The organism is Robertmurraya mangrovi (assembly GCF_034427655.1).
In the GTDB taxonomy this organism is placed as follows: domain Bacteria; phylum Bacillota; class Bacilli; order Bacillales; family Cytobacillaceae; genus Robertmurraya_A; species Robertmurraya_A mangrovi.
In genome coordinates this window covers 282,809-299,697 of the sequence record NZ_JAXOFX010000004.1, presented here as the reverse complement: position 1 = coordinate 299,697, position 16,889 = coordinate 282,809, and the positions used below count along the sequence as shown (strand labels likewise).

Below are 16,889 nucleotides of genomic sequence, written 5' to 3'. Positions count from 1 at the left end.
TGTTTAAATGATTAGCTCGATAGAATATATATACAAAAAAGGATCAAATGTAAATAACGAAGATGCCTATGTCATCGATAAGAATAGAAATATCTTTGCCGCTATTGATGGAGCGACAGGCCTTGGAGGCCTAGCGGGTAATGTTGCTTCAACCATTGTAAAAGAGGGTATTGAAAATAGTCAGGAAAAGTCACTGAAAAAGATTATTGCTAGTGCAAATCAAAGTTTGGCTCAAGAAACGAAACGTATAACAGGTATGGACGTACAAGATATTCCTAAGTACGAGAGGAGTACTTGTGGTCTTGCAGCTATTCAACTTGATAAAAGCACTCTACATTACTTATCCGCAGGGGACTGTATGATCTTCATTCAATACAAAACTGGAGCCATAAGGACTCTAACATACGATCATTTAGATGTATTAGACGCAATGTCCATAACAACCTTACATTTATTATTAAATCAACGAGCTATAGAATTAGAAACCAGCCTCAATACTCTACCACAAGACAAGTTAGTAGAGCTGTTCAGTGAATGTAGAGCAGAAATTACTCCATTGCTAAGGGAAAATCGAAACAAACTTAATACTACAAGCGGATATGGAATTATTGATGGTAGTTCAGAAGCTTTATCTTACTTGGAAAGTGGTTCTATACCTCTAATTAATGTGGAAAAGATATTGTTACTATCCGATGGATTGAAACTACATCAAAAAGATTGTGGTTGGCATAAAAGTGCTGAGTTAGCCTTTGAAAAAGGCGTTTCAGAACTGTTTCAAACGATTCAAGAGGTAGAAGATAAGGATCCGGCATGTTTCCTCTATCCGCGCTTAAAGAAGCATGATGATAAAACTGGTATTCTTATTCAGTTACTTTGAGGAATGGAAATGGAAAAATTAATATCATACAATAAAGAGCATTGTATCTTACCACATTTAAAAAAATTGAATTCAAGACTCCACCAATATCAAATATATGGTCTATCTTATCCCATAAAGTTAGTTGGTATGGATCATCACACTTACTTATTTCATCATAAAGAAAATAGATTCATGTATGACAAAAGTTTGGATCGTAAATATAAAGAGGCCTTAAAACACCTCTCTTACAATAGTGAATATCATATACGTTGCAGTCAGCTTAATATTACAGAAAACATGCTTACACTAGAAACAGAATGGACCGATTTTGCTTCCTTTTTAACAACCAATAAAACTTTAAGTGAAAAGGAGGTAATTGAACTAGAATCATATACACCTACTATGTTATCTAATGAATTAGCAGTTGTTATTAATTTGATCGTTGAAGAGGGAGAACATACTTACCTATTTCTTACCAAACGCTCAAAACATCTGAAGAACTTTCCTAATTGCATGAGTACTGGTGCCTCAGGAGCGATGGGAGGTTCAGTTAAATGGACTGACTTTAATTCTCATGGACAACCTTCTCCGCTTCTTACCGCACAAAGAGAGATTTATGAGGAGCTTGGGATTAACATCCCTTTGGAAAACCTTTCAATTAGGGGATTAGCTCTACAAACTAGAGATAAACAACTTATTTTTCTTGTTGATGCAAACATTAAAAAGGACAAACAAGAAGTAATTCAAGGCATGAAGAATGCTGACGATTACAACGAGATTGAAGAAGGACACTATTTCTTTGTAGAACTAGATCCAGCAGCTATTATTCCTTATTTGCGCTATCTAGAATGGTCTCCTATATCAGCGGTTGCGGTGTGGGAACTACTAAAAAGTAGGTTTGGAGTTATTGAGATGCATAATGATAAAGATTAATTTGAACATATATTTATATTTCTAGGAGGTAACCACAGGGACGTTCCCTTTGGGCCTCCAGGAATAGGTCTTACTTAAAATTGAGATGAAAATGAAAAAATAATACCGGCTCATGTGGCAAAGGAAATTATTTATACACATAAAAGATATTTATTATTTTTCATAAAATATAGTGCCTAACTTCTTTGTTAGTTCGGTTAATAATTCTTGAACTGATGAATCCTTCTCATTGCCTTTAATTAATATTTCTTCTAAAGGTTTATTAAATTGATATGATTTATTTACTGAAAGTTTACTTACTTTACTCATGTAACCACCTTGGTAATCACAGGAAACCACAGGGACGGCCCCTTCTTTTACAAATATAACCAGTAATATATATACTACGACATTTAATGTATGAATACTTTTTTACATAATTCAACATATCTTCTCATACCCCTATACCACAGAGGCAGTAACCACCAGTCCTGTAATTGTAACATTTGGGGTTTTTAGGATTTCCGGCTCTTACCTCAATGTCAATACCTCCCCCACAAATGCGCATCTTCAATTGTTAAATTCCGTTTTAGACCGGAAATTGTCCTAGCTATGTATAATCTGTTTTGGTCAACAGGAGCAAGATTCATCATGCTATAAGGTGGAAGCAAGTAGACCAACTTTTCGTTCTTCTATGTCCTCAAAATCGTTAACCTCGTAAATTATTTGACCAATGGAACCGTACTCGGTCTTTAAAATTGAATTACTTTTAATATAGTACTATAATACTATTTAAATACAAAAAATACCATATATTCCGAGGTTATATTATAATGTTCTTTCCAACTATAACAATAAAAAATAAAACACATGCGGTAAAAGATGAAAAACATTGTGAATGTGAGCGTGTCTTCAGAAAAGAAGTACCCACAAAATCTAAGTTACTATATCAAGATATTACATTTACAAATATCAAAAATATTAATTGTAGGAAATGTAAGGCTGCCATTCGAATGAATTTATAAAATAATACTTGTTGTTATTCATTATAGTAAATCAAAAAAACTTTAGTTAGCTATGTCCTTTAAATAAATAGTTGTTAACTATAATAGAATTATATGATCAAACTTATCTAGACCACAGCAACCCTCTTCCTGGTCTTCACTCCAAGAAGTTCCTGTTATTTGTAATAAATTTAATCTTTAAACGTATAAATTAATGTATTATTTACCATTAATAATCATTAAGTTCTTATGAGGGTAGGAAATTATGAAATTAAAAATGTTAAGTATTTTATTGGTTTTACTATGCTTCAATCCCTTGAACATGTTAGCTTCAAGCAAATCTGTACAATTTGTAAACCTTCCAGTGGATGAAATTCCAACCTACATAAAAGGTAATGAACTTTATACTATGGTTGCAGTTGGGCATGAATCTGAATTTGTTGGAGACATCAAATACTCTTATCAAGGGTCATCCAAAGTGAGTTATGAAGTCTTCTTAAAAAGGTTCTCTGATGTATTAAAAAGTGAGGAAGACTATTTTGCCTTTAGTACTAACACGGTAGAGAAGAATTCAAAGCAAGCTATTATTGAGGTTGTAGCTATTAGTGGCAACAATTTATTTAGTAATTATGAGCATACTATACCTTACGAACAATACACGATTAAAAATAACGGAAAAAAAGGTGTATTAATAACCGGTACTCACATTACGGTATATACTAAATCTTCTTGGTATAAGAAGTCAAAATCAAAGGTAACTTTCGACTTTAGGCGTATTTTTAAAGATTGTCGTTCTGAACTTACCTCTCTTCCCCTTTCAGCTAAAGAAAAAAACAGATTAAATAGCACCTTTACCTTAAATGGACTGGAGAAGAAATTTACAGATTACACCCTTATGAAGGTGATGAGTGAGGATTTGTCTGGAAAAGGAGTAGAACAGGTAAGCCCCCTAATTACACTAGTAAAAAAACAGGGTTCTAAAAAGGTAGAGTTTAAGACAGGTGGTGGAATTTCATACAACACAGGAACTCCCATTAGTTCTAAAGATTTAACCAAAATTGAAAGAGGTCCTTACAAATCGTTCAGTACGGCACCAAAGAAAGTTCAAACTAAAAGCTATAAGTCCTATATTATGTCAAAAACACCAACCTATAGAGAAGAAATATATGTAAAATCGAAAAACGGAAAGTATTACTATACAACGGATATAGAAATAATAGAATACGAAAAAGGTAAGAGCAATGTTTATTCTCGGAGAATTTCAGATCCAATTAAAATTGCTAAAGAATATAAGAAAGAAATTACATTATTAAGGAATGAAGTGATTAAGATACTGACTAGCTTAGAAAATAATAAAAATTAATAGGCAAAGGGAGCGGTCTTTTCGGCTTTTTATCCCATTAACGCAGATTCCGTTCTCCCGTCTATTATTCCCATCAATTCTGTTTAATTTTTGTATTTAATACTTCTAGCCTTTTCGTCTCTCTCCTTAAAGTTAACGCCTCCCACAGGTGCGCATCTTCAATCGTTAAACTCCCTGTTAGATCGGCTATAGTCCTAGCTAGACGTATAACCTTAATCTGAACACGATTACTAAAGCCTTTTTTCATTCCCCAGTTTTGAAGCATGTTTTGTTGACTCGATGTAAGCGGGCTTCTTCCTAACAGATCCTCCAATAAAACAGATCCATTACAAACCTCTTTTTGATAACGTTCATATTGCCTTTCTCTTGCCTTAACCACCCGCTCCTGAATTTCTTTGGAAGTTTCATTAGTATTAAAATTAGACCCTTTTAAAATAACCGGTTTTAAAGATAGTAAGATATCTATCCGATCCCGAATCGGACTAGATACGCTGTTTTAATAAGAATGAACTTGTTTAGGGGAACATGTGCAATAATGAGTATTAGAACCTATATATCCACATGGACAGGGGTTCATAGCAGCTATGAGGAGGAAGTCAGCTGGGTAGGTGACAGTGGAGTGGGCTCGACTGATAGTAACTTTTTTATTTTCAAGGGGTTGGCGGAGCATGTCCAATGTCTTCTTTGGGAATTCGGCTAGTTCATCTAGAAAAAAAAACCACGGTGTGCTAAGGACACTTCTCCTGGTTTAGGACTAGGTCCACCTCCAATGATAGAAACACTTGATGCAGAATGATGACGATGTCTGTAAGGAGGGCTAGCTAGTGAGTCATAATTTGCACCAGCTAATTGATATAAGCTGACTTTTTCTAGCTGTGCTTCATTTGAAAGGTCTGGTAAAATCGTGGAAAATGTTCAGCAAGTAAACCTTTCCCCCATCCTGGTGGACCTTCCAACATAACATGATGTCCTCCGGCAGCTGCGATTTCTAAAGCCCTTTTTGCTTGCTCATGACCAAGAATTTGTTTAAAGTCCCGCTCATGTTTACTAATTTCTTTGAATAACTCTCTGGTTTGAGTAGTATAAGGAAAGATGGTTTGACCGGATAGGTAGGTTTTTTCATCTTGAATGGAGGAGATATAAATTAATTCGAGATCATCTATTATAATCTCTGGCATCTTCATATCATAAGGAAGATACAACTTTTTAATGTGTAATTTTTTTGCTGCTACTACAGCTGGTAACATTCCTTCAACAGGAAGAACTGTTCCATCAAGGGATAGAGCTCCAATAAACGCGGTATCTTGAGTTATATTCTCTTTTAATCTTCCGCCACTTTTTAAAACTCCTAATGCAATAGCCAAATCGAATAATGACCCATTCTATTTTTGCTCAGCTGGTGAAAGATTGATAATTACTTTCTGATTAATCAACGGATAACCCATATGATGTAAGGCAGCAGATACCCTCTCTTTCGACTCTTTTACTGACGCATCTGGTAGGCCAACGATGACAACAGCTCCTATTCCATCTGTTACTTGAACCTCAACCTGAACACGATAGCCTTCTAAGCCCTTTAGACCAATACTATTCACTTTGGTAGACACGTGAGTCTTCCTAAATATTCTTCTATAGAATTTTTAAAGACACTTTGTTGAAAATTTCTTCTTTTTTGTAAAAATGAAGGTATTTAAAGAGTAAAGGTAAATGTGGCAATAGAAATGATTTCGTAGTAATTACGAAGATGAATGATTAGGGGCTAACTAAGTTTGTCATATCTATATAAAAAAAGAATGTAACTTATTGGGATTAGTAAAACAACATCTATACAAATGGATAAGGAAGAATTTAGAGATTTTTTCACAGACATAAAATGATAAATATCTAATATGGTAGGTTTTAGTGTTGCTTTTTATTCTTGCAACCCTTGGCAATTACATCATCCTTTTCATTATGATCATTTAATGTCCTTAATAAATAAAGATAATTAGTATAGAAGGAAAACTGGAAGAGAATTTAAACTAGACTAAATTTCCGAGCTAAAGTCAGTAGTTTTTTCTGAGGATAGAGTTAGATAATAGGGCCTAATTTCAAGAGATTTATAGAGTCAACTAAAAGCTTCCTCTGATAGTCATTAATAATTTTTTATTAACTTTTGCATAAAGTCAGTTTGAGATTATAAACATCAAGATTCCAGAGAGAATATTCCCTTATTATATTTTAGAAAGGTTCACCAGCTATATGAGTTAAGGATTTATATTCTCTCTTTCCTCCTTGAAAATAAGCCTTTTTCATACTCTAAAATTTTGAATTTTGAAGTCACAAAATGAAGAAAGTTTTTGAGGAATAAATAACGGAGCACTAATTTTTCGGTCTTACAATTTTAGCGACACTCCTTTCATTTTTTATAGTTTTCTCCCATAGAAGATCCTGGTCTACCTCGATATCTTGCAGTCTACCCATTACTTCCTTATGTCTATTTTCATTTTTGGCTTTCATATCAGAAATTTCTACTTTCATATCAGATATTTCTGTTTTCATACTACGAACCATTTCATTCGTTTCACCAACTATATTTATAAGTTGAGAAACCATGTCTTCCAATCGATCAAGTTTATTATTATCCATATTATCACCTCCCCGTTTTAAATATTATACAATTAACTAGCAACCATTTACTATAAGGATTTTTGCTTTTGACGACAAAAACTGTCTCACTGGTTTTCCACGGAATTGAACAGAATGACATATAAAAGGCAATTCAATCTGGTTATTCATACATCTAGTCATATTAAGACCGTTGGGAACGCACCCTGGTCTTTCCTTTCTTTTTGTCCACGTATCATATAAAGATTCAGAAACGCAATAAGACCGTAAGGACCGTCTCTCTGGTAATTGGAATGTCCCCGGCTTTGAGTTTCCTCCCCCGTGCTTTTTCTGACTCTTATCAGAATGCTAAATATAGTCTAAAGAAAAATGAAAATATGCCATAAGCAGAGGTGAATTCTAATGAAAGGAGAAAAAAATATTCATGATAAGCATGAAGTTGAAGATGTTATTTTTGAGGAAGCATTAGATGTTATTAAACGTTTATACGATAAAACATTTAAATAGTTGGTGGACCGATAATGATTTATATTTCCGCTGAGACACCTGAAAAGATTAATAGGGCAATGATTGAAACATATAGTAAAGGTTCTCGATGTTATCACCTCCCTACTTTAACTATTATACAATTTAATAGCAGCATATTACCATTAACAGATAAAAGGATCTGAGCAAACAGATCAAATCAAATACCTTTGCTTTTTTGCTAATTTTATATATCCCATTTAGAGTTGTATATGGATTAGTAAGAAGGGGTAAATTACTTATCCTCCGGAGTCTTTTCCTCTGTAACAATCAGTCCCTTCCAAAGGTCATTACTAGCATTCAACGATTATGCCAACTCAAACAACGTGAATATATATATGTGACTAATCAATGTAACTACAGTTTGCTACTATCGAAAAAAAAAGATGATGCAAGTTACACCATCCTTTTTTACCATTAATTATTCTTCAAGTTTAGTAACTTTTGTCTTAATTCATTCTCCATAGCAGCCATATCCTGTTCGGCTAAGCGACGTTTGTTTCTGCCTTCTTCCTGAATCCGTAATGTTTCTTGTAATGTAGTAACCAGATTTTCTTGTGTTTTCTTTAGCGTATCAATATCAACGAGACCTCGCTCATTTTCCTTTGCAGTTTCAATGCTATTTTGCTTTAGCATCTCAGCGTTTTTCAATAGGAGCTCATTCGTTGTTTTTGTCACATGTTTTTGAGCTTCTACTGCCTGACGTTGTCTAACAAGCGTCAGAGCAATGGCCACTTGATTTTTCCATAATGGTATAGCTGTCATAATGGAAGACTGGATTTTCTCCACCAATGCTTGGTTTGTATTTTGAATCAAGCGTATTTGTGGAGCACTTTGAATGGTAATTTGACGGCTTAATTTCAGGTCATGTAATCTTTTATCTAGACGATCCGCAAACTGCACCATATCGTTAACATCCTGAAAGTCCATTTGATCTTGTGTGGACTCAGCTTTTTGCCTTAATTCAGGAATCGTTTTAGAGTATAGTTCGTCTAGCTTAAGTTCACCTGCTGCGATAAAAACATTTAAACCATGAAAGTACTCTTTATTATGCTCATATAATTGTTCCAGTAACTTTATATCACTTAATAGGCGATTTTTAGAGTGTTCTAACTTTACGCTAATTCGATCAATTTGAGCACCTGTTTTTTGATATTTCGACAGAACCTCTTGAATTGAGTTTTGAATTTTCCCAAACATCCTTGAAAATAATCCTTGTTTTTCCGTTCTAAGCTCATCAGGATTTACTTCTTTAAGCTTACTCATTAACTCATGAATAATCTGTCCGATATCCCCAATTTCATCTTTTCTAACCTGGTCAATCATCGTATGGGAAAAGTTCATTAGCTTCCCTTGAGCTTGTGTTCCGTATGAAATAATCGCCTGATGATTTTTAGGGTCGATCTGCCCTGCTAATTGATATGCCTTTTGTCTGTTTTCTTCCGGGATGACATCTATAAGCCTTGGTGGTTTATCTTCTTGTGTTTGTATTACCTGTTTTTGAAAACCATCCTCCTGTTCTCCAAACGGGTTGGCAAGCATATCGTCGAAAAGACTGCTTGTTTCTTTATACTTCTCACTCATTATAACCGCCTGCTTTCATCATCTTTTCTGGTTTTTATAACATCTAATTCAAAGTTTAGTTGATTTATATCATTCGATAGAACATGGTTTAAATCCTTTTCAATGGATAGAGTTAGCTCTTTTATAACCTGTCTTGTATCGAATAATGATATTTCAAGCTCCGCTGCTTTCTTTGGCTGATTTTTTAGAAAAGCGTATTTTTCAGTAATCTCTACAAGTGAGTCTAAATGGTAAAAATAAAATCGTTCAGCTTGATAAAATCGTTTCGGTTCTTTTTTCGTTATGCTATAAATTTTCCTTGTGACTCGAAGGATATCCACGTTTTGTTTAAAACTGGGGATGCTCCTAGATGCAATAAGGGCCTTTTGTAGACGACCAATCTTACTTTTTGCCTCTTTAAGATTCTTCTTAATATAAGCATATTCCTTGCTTGTAAGCTGATGCTTCTTTAAATAACTCCGCTTTATTAGTCCCTTGATTGAAATATAGGAAATGAACGCTGTACCTAGAGCAATACCTGATGACATCCAAAACGTTTGGTCAAATCCAAAGAAACTAATCAACCAAGCTCCTGTAGATGCGGGAAGGGCAGCGAATAAAAAGACTATTAATGAAATAAATGGATTCAAGTTTATCGACTCCTGACATACACCATTTTATAAAGAGTTCATTGTCGGAATAAAATATCCTGTTATGAAAAGGTAATTAGTAGTATTACGATATTGAAACGTATATGGTTTCATTATCATTTTATCTATTTTATTCTAGAACAAACAGTATATTTCTTTATTATATGTATTATATTACTTCAGGAGCTACGATCCCAAAATAGACCTAAAATGTAAATGTATCTAAGACCTAAGATGTATTTAAAAAGCTTTAACTGAATGTCTATCAGTATTAAAATTAATCAGGCATGCATTCTAAGATGAATACAATCCTAGAAGAATAATGTCCTACCACACGAAGGAATAAGTAGGATTCATACTTTTGTGAAAAGTGATGTTTACAGCATTATAAAAGAGTAAGACCCCCTAACATCTATATAGGAGGCCTTACTCTTTTTGGTTAATTAATACTCAATATCCTGTATTCCTGAAAGGTTAAATACAAACTTGCCATCTTCTTTAATAATTGAATGGATTGAAGTTGTGACATTGTCACGATATTGATATCCATCTGCAATGTAGGTAGCAGTTATTTTGTGTTTAACCTCAACAATGACTTCCTTTTCAGTCATACTTAAAAATTTGATATCCTGCAGCTCATACTTAAGGTCAAAGTTTTTGAATAGTTCTTCTAACATTGCAATCATTTGTGTATCATTGCGACGTTCTTTAGAAACATCCTTCATGTATTCTTCCATGTTTTCCGTTTCTGTATTAATTGTATTTCTTCTAATTAATTCCTTAATTTTAGCCTCATCTGCTTTTATAGCTTTTTCAGTCTTTTTTTGTGCTAACTGTAGTTCGATTGTTTTTCCTTTTTTCATTTGGACTAATCCTACTCCCGGAGCAAAGTAAGAAGTACGTCCTGATCTTAATTGCTGCATCTCAATGCAATTCTTAAAAGTTCCTGCAGGGGTTTTCACTGTTTTAGTTAAAGAAGTAATTTTTGTTGTTTCATTACTGTATGTTACCTTTTTCCCAACATACAAAGGATAACTCAATTGCTCTAAAACTCTACTTCCCTCTTTCTCTTCTAACGCATTTTTAGTTTCCCTTTCAGAAAGGACTACCTTTTTACCATCTCTAGTTTTCCAAACATTCCATCCATCTTTTTTCTGGGAATATTTTAAACTGACTGTTGCACCCTTGTAATCTTCATAAGTATAAATCTTTGTTTTATCCATTAAGAAAGAAATTTTCTTAGTTGCCTTTAAGTGCTTAGTATATACATAGGCTTTCTTGTTTTTATAATAGATTTGTGACCAACCACTTTTAGTCTTGGAATAAACGTTTACAATACTCCCCTTTTTTAAAGAACCAACCGTTTTAGACTTTGATGATGCAGTTGCCTTTATACTGGTACTCTTTACAGTTACAATGCCGGAATGGATAGTTGAAGCATTTGTTGTAGTTAGTGGAAAAAATAAGCTTACAAGAAGCGCGAAGGTAATAACTAGCTTGAATAAAAAGGACTTTTTCATTAGGTTTCCCCCTACTCTGATATGTATTTGTTATTGGAAAATCAAACCAATTATAAATTTAACATTGTCAGATAGGAGTACGCATGACCACAATATCCTAATTGAGAATTATTTTTATTGGGCCAATAGTGCCATTCTTAGGTTCTATTCGTTATAAAATTATCAGTCCATTCATTACCATTTACACAGTTTTTATATATTCTCTAATAGTCATATATTACTAATGAAGGAGCACTCTAAGGGTATGAAAGAATTAATTAAAAAAGCATGTAATAAGTAGAATTATTAAAAATTCTGCCCATTACATGCTTTTTTATTTATTTAGATTCGCTTTGCACCTATGTATCTAGTTTTCCAATATGTACTCGATAAAGAATCGATTTTAACACCTTTATTAGCGCTATGTATAAACTGCCCTTTCCCTACATAGATAGCTACATGCGATACTCCTTTTCCACTTGTATTGAAGAATAGAAGATCACCTTTTTTCAAACTTTTCTTAGCTACGTTTTTTCCTTTTTTGTAAATTTCTCTAGAGGATCTTGGAATTGGCTCTCCTGCTTTTTTAAATACATATCCTACAAAGCCTGAGCAATCAAACCCATTTGGTGACATTCCACCATATTTATAAGGAGTACCTATGTACTTCTTACCAATACTAGCTGCATTTGCACCTGATGAAGAAGCTTCCACTTCATTAGTACCTATTAAACCACTAAATAATAGACTGATTGATAAAATACTAGCTAAAAGGACTTTCTTCATAACAACCTCCGAAAACAATAGGAATAAGTTATCACCTTACAAAACTTATTCTCTCATAAATTATCAGAAAATTGCTATTACAGTTCTGTTCTAATTTCATTACAAGAATGTTACAAATTCTCTTAAACTTTGATAGGCTAGTCCAGAATTATACTAAAATGTTACTAAATATTTAGTGATTATGATCTTATTTAGCCTTTATATGACAAAGTTTTGAGTTAGTCAGAAGTTAAAAAAATGGAATATACAAAAGCAGCATACACCACATCTTACTTTTAAAGATAGTCTCTCTGGACTATATTACCTCCTCTTTAGATTTGTCTCATCGAAGTGAGTTAGGAAATATCTCCTGTAGGTAGAGTTAGTTTGAACTTTAATGAAACTTTAGTGTTTGTATTAAAGAATCCTCCCTAAACCAAAAATTTAATCTAATCACTCAAAAAAATAGGCAGCATCTCATAGAGAGATACTGCCTATTGATTTAAGTATAAAATTAAATTCGTTTCGCTCCAATATATCTTGGCTTCCAATAGCTATTTGATAGAGTATCGACTTTAACTCCTCTACTTGCACTATGTATAAACTTCCCTTTGCCTACGTATATAGCAACATGTGATACTCCTTTTCCATAAGTGTTAAAGAAAAGAACGTCACCTTTTTTCAAGTTTTTCTTAGAAACTGATTTTCCTTTTTTATAGATATCTCTAGAAGTCCTAGGAATAGATTTCCCTGCCTTTTTAAAAGAATATCCCACAAAACCAGAACAATCAAAGCCTTTAGGAGTTGTCCCACCGTACTTATACGGAGTGCCTATGTACTTATGACCAATATTAGCAGCTTTTGCGCCATGAGAAGTTGCTTCTACTTTAGAATTTCCTATTAAACCACTAAATAGTAGAGTCATTGTTAGAATACTTGCTAGTAATATCTTTTTCATAAGAGACCTCCAGATGACTTAAGAATTGCTTTATCTGTTCTTATTCTCTCATGAATTATCTGAAAATTACTTTACAGTTTCTTTCAAATTTCGTTACAAGTGTGTTACAGGATGTCTAATATATTGACAAGAAGAGTCAAAATTTGTGTTATTCTCTTTATAAAACATTAAGAGAGAGCAGATTCAATCCACTCCCTCTCTATTTTATTACTTCATTTCAAAAGTAACTTTATAAGTTCCTGGTACGGTTGGTAATGTTACTGTACCATATGTTAGATCATTAATAGGAATTCTGTAGGTTTTTTTACTTCCTTTAAAGACTAAAACTGCTGATTCTGATTTGTAGTCTTTTTGATTATATACTCTAGTTACATAATTTCCATACTGATCTTTTACATTTAATACACCACTGCCCCAATTACTACTTGATGCAGGCAGATAAATACGTTGTCCTGCGTAAAGTTTCGTGTTCTTCTTAAAGGAGATACTTGCTTTTAATTGATCACCGAAAGTAACTTTCATGTTTTTAGAAACCTTATTACTTGGTAACTGATATTCATAAACCCAATTATCATTTACAAGTACATTTGATGACAGTTCAGTATATGTCATGTTATTAAGATAGACATTCGTTACAGGACCATTACTATCATATAGCGAAAGACTTGATAAATGATTAAAGTTATTAAAATTAAAAGCTGCTCCTATACTTTGAATATCCAACTTATTACTTCCAGATGGCTTAGTTGTAAAGCTAATTAAAGATAAATTTTTTGAGCTAATGTTAATAGACTGCTTTTTATCATCAATTTTTTGACTTTTTAAATATAGGTTATAGTATTTTTCTGAACCTTTTGCTTGAACTTGCATATTATAAGTGCCTTTTGGGACAAAGAACTTTGATTCACCATAAAAGCTTCCTAAATGTAACATCTTCTTATTTGAGTCTATCTTTGTGATAGATAGATTGGTTGTTTGTACATCTTTAGTAGGGTAATTAATAATTATTTCAGAAAGCGAAGCTGCATCTAGGGTAATAGTCTTTTTATTCTGCTTCTTATTAACTTCAAGATAGAATACTTTATCCTCTACTCTTATTGTTCCATAAATAGTAGAATACTTATCCCAGTTTAGACCGGAGAATTTGTATCCATTTGATGTTTTTGTCTCTTTAATATTGAAGTTTCTATAAGAATAATCTGTCTTTTTTGAACTGTTTTTCTTTACATATGTAAAATATGTATCAATATAATTAGCATTCTCTATACCTTTAAATGCTACTGAAAACTCTCCATTTGCACTTCCTTTTACAGTTAAAGAAAGCTTTCCTTTAACACCCTTATAGGTTCCAGTAATTGTAACCTTACCTGACTTCACAGGTAAAAGGAATCGCCCATCAACAATTTTCAAAATTTTTGAACTTGAAGAGGTTAATTTTACATCCTCAATTGGTACATAACCATATGTTTTATCTTGGTAGGTCACCTTTGCATCTAAATAATTGTCATACTGGCTATCGCCAACATAAATTGTTTTATTATCTAGTATAAGCTCCAATTTAGTAATTTTAGATTTTTTTGGTGCGCTTTCGATTTTGATTGTTGCAGAATTTGATTTTACTGGCAGCAAGCCATTCGCACTGGCCATACTAGGTACTGAAAAGGAAAGTATAAGCAGCGCAGTCAGAAGCATTCCAACGAATTTTTTCACCTTAATTCCACCTTCTTCTCTTTTATGGTAATAACAGGAATATTATACAGGACATTCCTGGAGGTGAAAAGATAATTTTCCTGTGTAGTATAGTAGAAACTTTAATGCATTTCTTTACAATGGTTATTTTCCAAAACAATGCATTTACTGGTAAGAATTTAAGAGCTGATTTTTACACTATTATAGGTCAACCAGTCCACCAGTCCTAAGCTTTTTCTAAATTAATCTCTATATAGTAACTATTCTTATAGTTAGATTTATATAAACTACAAGTAACCAAATTTTATATGCCTTTACAAATATAGGAATGACAAAAAACGATAATTATTTTAAAATAGAATAGTTATAGATTACTATACGAAGAGGGATTAATATGAGTAAAAGGGGTTTAAAATTACTACTTATTCTTGGGACATTGTTTCTAATCATTTCTAGTATTTCTCTAGAGTCCGTTTCAGCAGCAACAGTTAACACGAAAAAGAGTCGTGTGACCTATACTCTGAAAGATGCTAATGGCAAAAGCTATCAATTATATGTAATAGGGTCAAGTGAAAAGAAAAAAAGAGCATCGTATGATGATTCCGATTTTGCAATGGTGTGGGCCGGAGCAAATGAAGGTGATTTAATGTACCACGGGAACTATAAGTTTTATATTCGAAAAAGTGGCTCAAAGTCTGTGACCTATACTGGGTATCAAAAAAAGGGATATACATATAACGCAACACGAAAAATGATGTACATGATCCCTTCCAAATATAAGGGACAACCAGACCTGTTTGCAATTGCTTCAACTGAAAGTTCTAACTTTGAATTCGTTGATATATATTACATCTCAAAAGGGAAATTAAAGAAAGCAAAGCATGGGTTAGGTTACACATTAAGGCCTCAGAATATATATAAAGATGGGTTTAGAATTGCAAGTTATAACAACGCTGTAGCTAAATGGGATGTTTTAGAACTAAAGTTTAATTCTACTAGAGGTACTTTTACGAAGGTTAAATTAAAAAAGTATAATTTTGATTCGCTCTCTTATAAGGATTGGAGAAAAGATTGGAAATAATTCAATGGTAAGGCAGAACCGTAATTTAGGTTCTGCCTTTCATTTTGCCGAGGTCTACTCAGAGCAAATTAAATTAAATTACCAAACATATGGATTTCCATTAGCTGTTGATTTCGCTTTGTTGTGTGGCATTAATCCTTTTTTATCCAGATTTAACCAATACTTTGATTTTGCAGGATAAAAATAGCTGTAGAAATTAAAAAGCTTGTGAGCTGAAATAGTGAAATCATCAGCATACATACGAATGTTAAATCCCACGCTTCGTCCATAATGATTTTGTTTATTAGCCACTGGATCATTTGATATACGATAGTTAATCACGTTTTTCAAATTATTGGTTTGGTCAATTCCAAAAGCATTAAAAGTAACAACCTTATTAAAGTTACTTGGATAGTTTTTAGCTGTTGCTTGAGCTAAATAACCACCTAAAGAATGTCCTACAATGGTGATATTATCACTTTTACCCGCATTTCTTTCAAAAAGAGCATATGCTTGTAACTTTTGATAGTTATAATTGCTTGTTAAGGCTCTAGAATTATGATACCAGTCAGCCGTGTCATCGGAACCTCTGTATGAAATTACAACTTCTTTTGTACGATTATTTTGGAACGCATAACCTTGGAAGCCAGTATCCTTATTAACCAAAGCATCTATCATTTTCCATTCAGTTGCATGTAGATAATCCGAACCGATAAATGTTTTAGGAGTAATCTTTGCACCACTTGAAGTTTTGGCATACATCCCTAAATACTTTTGAGTGTTTTTTAAATCTGCATAGAAACCACGCTTCCCATTAGAATTTAATTTACCTACAATGGTAGGCACACTACTTCCAACCAAGTGGTTAATATCGTTGTAAGCAAGACCTGCAAACATGATATATTGGCTTGTTTTTAATTCATATGAGTAAACATCAATGCGATTTTGTGCACTGGTCCAAAACACTTGTGCATCTAAATACTCAAATAATCGAATGGGTACATATGAGGTACCCTTTTGGTTCACGGAAGCTGCAGTTAATGTTTTAGTAGTTTTCCCATTGGTGTTAAGTGTAATAGTATTAGTTCCAATTTTATGTGAAATAATTCCTGTTCGATAAGGGTGTTTAAAGGTCACCGTTTGTGTAGATTGGTCCCATCGAACCTCTAGTCCTAATTTCTCCGCAATTGTCCGAAGAGGCACCAAGGTACTTCCATTAATGGTGATAGAAGCACTATTAACCTTCTTACCATCAACATATATTGTCGGAGCAGCAGCTTGAGCATCGTTAGATAGGCTAAACCACATTAGTAGGATTAACCCAACACCAACACTTAATAAAATTTTCTTCATATACCAGTCTCCTTTTCATACTTAAGGTCCTAACACATTAGAATTTTACCATCTCTATTGTCCTATATAAAGGAAAATAACT

The 16,889-nt window shown here is 33.2% G+C and carries 14 protein-coding genes and 1 pseudogene; 4 read left to right on the top strand and 11 right to left on the bottom strand.

All coding sequences use genetic code 11. The features are described from left to right. Nucleotides 1-7 precede the first annotated feature (7 nt). On the top strand, nucleotides 8-877 hold the full coding sequence (locus SM124_RS09085; RefSeq protein ID WP_322446192.1) for a hypothetical protein: 870 nt from the start codon (nucleotides 8-10) through the stop codon (nucleotides 875-877). A gap of 9 nt (nucleotides 878-886) precedes the next feature. Further along, nucleotides 887-1,792, top strand: a complete 906-nt coding sequence (locus tag SM124_RS09080; protein ID WP_322446191.1) for an NUDIX hydrolase — start codon at nucleotides 887-889, stop codon at nucleotides 1,790-1,792. Nucleotides 1,793-1,945: 153 nt separating this feature from the next. On the opposite strand, the gene SM124_RS09075 is transcribed toward SM124_RS09080, so the two are convergent. Then, a complete protein-coding gene (locus SM124_RS09075; protein ID WP_322446190.1) occupies nucleotides 1,946-2,131 on the bottom strand; it encodes a hypothetical protein in 186 nt (61 codons plus the stop codon). 909 nt (nucleotides 2,132-3,040) lie between these two features. Between SM124_RS09075 and SM124_RS09070 the strand changes: the two genes are divergently transcribed. Then, nucleotides 3,041-4,138, top strand: a complete 1,098-nt coding sequence (locus SM124_RS09070) for a hypothetical protein (protein ID WP_322446189.1) — start codon at nucleotides 3,041-3,043, stop codon at nucleotides 4,136-4,138. A 73-nt stretch (nucleotides 4,139-4,211) separates the two neighbouring features. Here SM124_RS09070 and SM124_RS24170 read toward each other — a convergent pair whose 3' ends face one another. The 9 genes and pseudogenes from SM124_RS24170 to SM124_RS09025 form a co-directional block, all read right to left on the bottom strand. After that, nucleotides 4,212-4,517, bottom strand: a complete 306-nt coding sequence (locus tag SM124_RS24170) for a magnesium chelatase subunit ChlI family protein (RefSeq protein WP_507185122.1) — start codon at nucleotides 4,515-4,517, stop codon at nucleotides 4,212-4,214. Nucleotides 4,518-4,634: 117 nt separating this feature from the next. Then, nucleotides 4,635-5,733 (bottom strand): annotated as a pseudogene (locus SM124_RS09065) (YifB family Mg chelatase-like AAA ATPase). Nucleotides 5,734-6,499: 766 nt separating this feature from the next. Then, entirely contained in the window at nucleotides 6,500-6,766 is a 267-nt protein-coding gene (locus SM124_RS09060) for a hypothetical protein (RefSeq protein WP_322446188.1), read from the bottom strand. Nucleotides 6,767-7,687: 921 nt separating this feature from the next. Beyond that, nucleotides 7,688-8,854, bottom strand: a complete 1,167-nt coding sequence (locus SM124_RS09050; protein WP_322446187.1) for a toxic anion resistance protein — start codon at nucleotides 8,852-8,854, stop codon at nucleotides 7,688-7,690. Beyond that, nucleotides 8,854-9,483: a 5-bromo-4-chloroindolyl phosphate hydrolysis family protein gene (locus SM124_RS09045; RefSeq protein ID WP_322446186.1), complete on the bottom strand. Its 630-nt coding sequence runs from the start codon at nucleotides 9,481-9,483 to the stop codon at nucleotides 8,854-8,856. The genes SM124_RS09050 and SM124_RS09045 overlap by 1 nt, the downstream gene beginning before the upstream one ends. Before the next feature lie 443 nt (nucleotides 9,484-9,926). Then, complete coding sequence (locus tag SM124_RS09040) at nucleotides 9,927-11,003, bottom strand: SH3 domain-containing protein (protein ID WP_322446185.1); 1,077 nt, start codon at nucleotides 11,001-11,003, stop codon at nucleotides 9,927-9,929. Nucleotides 11,004-11,324: 321 nt separating this feature from the next. Then, nucleotides 11,325-11,768 carry a C40 family peptidase gene (locus SM124_RS09035; protein ID WP_322446184.1) on the bottom strand — a complete coding sequence of 148 codons (444 nt, stop codon included), beginning with the start codon at nucleotides 11,766-11,768 and terminating at the stop codon, nucleotides 11,325-11,327. A 493-nt stretch (nucleotides 11,769-12,261) separates the two neighbouring features. Continuing rightward, complete coding sequence (locus SM124_RS09030) at nucleotides 12,262-12,705, bottom strand: C40 family peptidase (RefSeq protein WP_322446183.1); 444 nt, start codon at nucleotides 12,703-12,705, stop codon at nucleotides 12,262-12,264. A 207-nt stretch (nucleotides 12,706-12,912) separates the two neighbouring features. After that, on the bottom strand, nucleotides 12,913-14,415 hold the full coding sequence (locus SM124_RS09025; RefSeq protein ID WP_322446182.1) for a hypothetical protein: 1,503 nt from the start codon (nucleotides 14,413-14,415) through the stop codon (nucleotides 12,913-12,915). A gap of 373 nt (nucleotides 14,416-14,788) precedes the next feature. Between SM124_RS09025 and SM124_RS09020 the strand changes: the two genes are divergently transcribed. Further along, on the top strand, nucleotides 14,789-15,475 hold the full coding sequence (locus SM124_RS09020; RefSeq protein WP_322446181.1) for a hypothetical protein: 687 nt from the start codon (nucleotides 14,789-14,791) through the stop codon (nucleotides 15,473-15,475). 78 nt (nucleotides 15,476-15,553) lie between these two features. Here the strand turns inward: SM124_RS09020 and SM124_RS09015 are convergent, their stop codons facing one another. After that, the gene (locus tag SM124_RS09015) at nucleotides 15,554-16,807 is read right to left on the bottom strand and encodes an alpha/beta fold hydrolase (RefSeq protein WP_322446180.1); all 1,254 of its coding nucleotides are present in this window, start codon (nucleotides 16,805-16,807) and stop codon (nucleotides 15,554-15,556) included. Between the last annotated feature and the right edge of the window lie 82 nt (nucleotides 16,808-16,889).

Excerpts from the sequence above, each read along its gene's own strand:
- SM124_RS09085 (WP_322446192.1), top strand. The coding sequence starts at position 8 with ATGATTAGCTCGATAGAATATATATACAAAAAAGGATCAAATGTAAAT.
- SM124_RS09080 (WP_322446191.1), top strand. The coding sequence starts at position 887 with ATGGAAAAATTAATATCATACAATAAAGAGCATTGTATCTTACCACAT.
- SM124_RS09070 (WP_322446189.1), top strand. The coding sequence starts at position 3,041 with ATGAAATTAAAAATGTTAAGTATTTTATTGGTTTTACTATGCTTCAAT.
- SM124_RS09060 (WP_322446188.1), bottom strand. The coding sequence starts at position 6,766 with ATGGATAATAATAAACTTGATCGATTGGAAGACATGGTTTCTCAACTT.
- SM124_RS09050 (WP_322446187.1), bottom strand. The coding sequence starts at position 8,854 with ATGAGTGAGAAGTATAAAGAAACAAGCAGTCTTTTCGACGATATGCTT.
- SM124_RS09040 (WP_322446185.1), bottom strand. The coding sequence starts at position 11,003 with ATGAAAAAGTCCTTTTTATTCAAGCTAGTTATTACCTTCGCGCTTCTT.
- SM124_RS09035 (WP_322446184.1), bottom strand. The coding sequence starts at position 11,768 with ATGAAGAAAGTCCTTTTAGCTAGTATTTTATCAATCAGTCTATTATTT.
- SM124_RS09030 (WP_322446183.1), bottom strand. The coding sequence starts at position 12,705 with ATGAAAAAGATATTACTAGCAAGTATTCTAACAATGACTCTACTATTT.
- SM124_RS09020 (WP_322446181.1), top strand. The coding sequence starts at position 14,789 with ATGAGTAAAAGGGGTTTAAAATTACTACTTATTCTTGGGACATTGTTT.
- SM124_RS09015 (WP_322446180.1), bottom strand. The coding sequence starts at position 16,807 with ATGAAGAAAATTTTATTAAGTGTTGGTGTTGGGTTAATCCTACTAATG.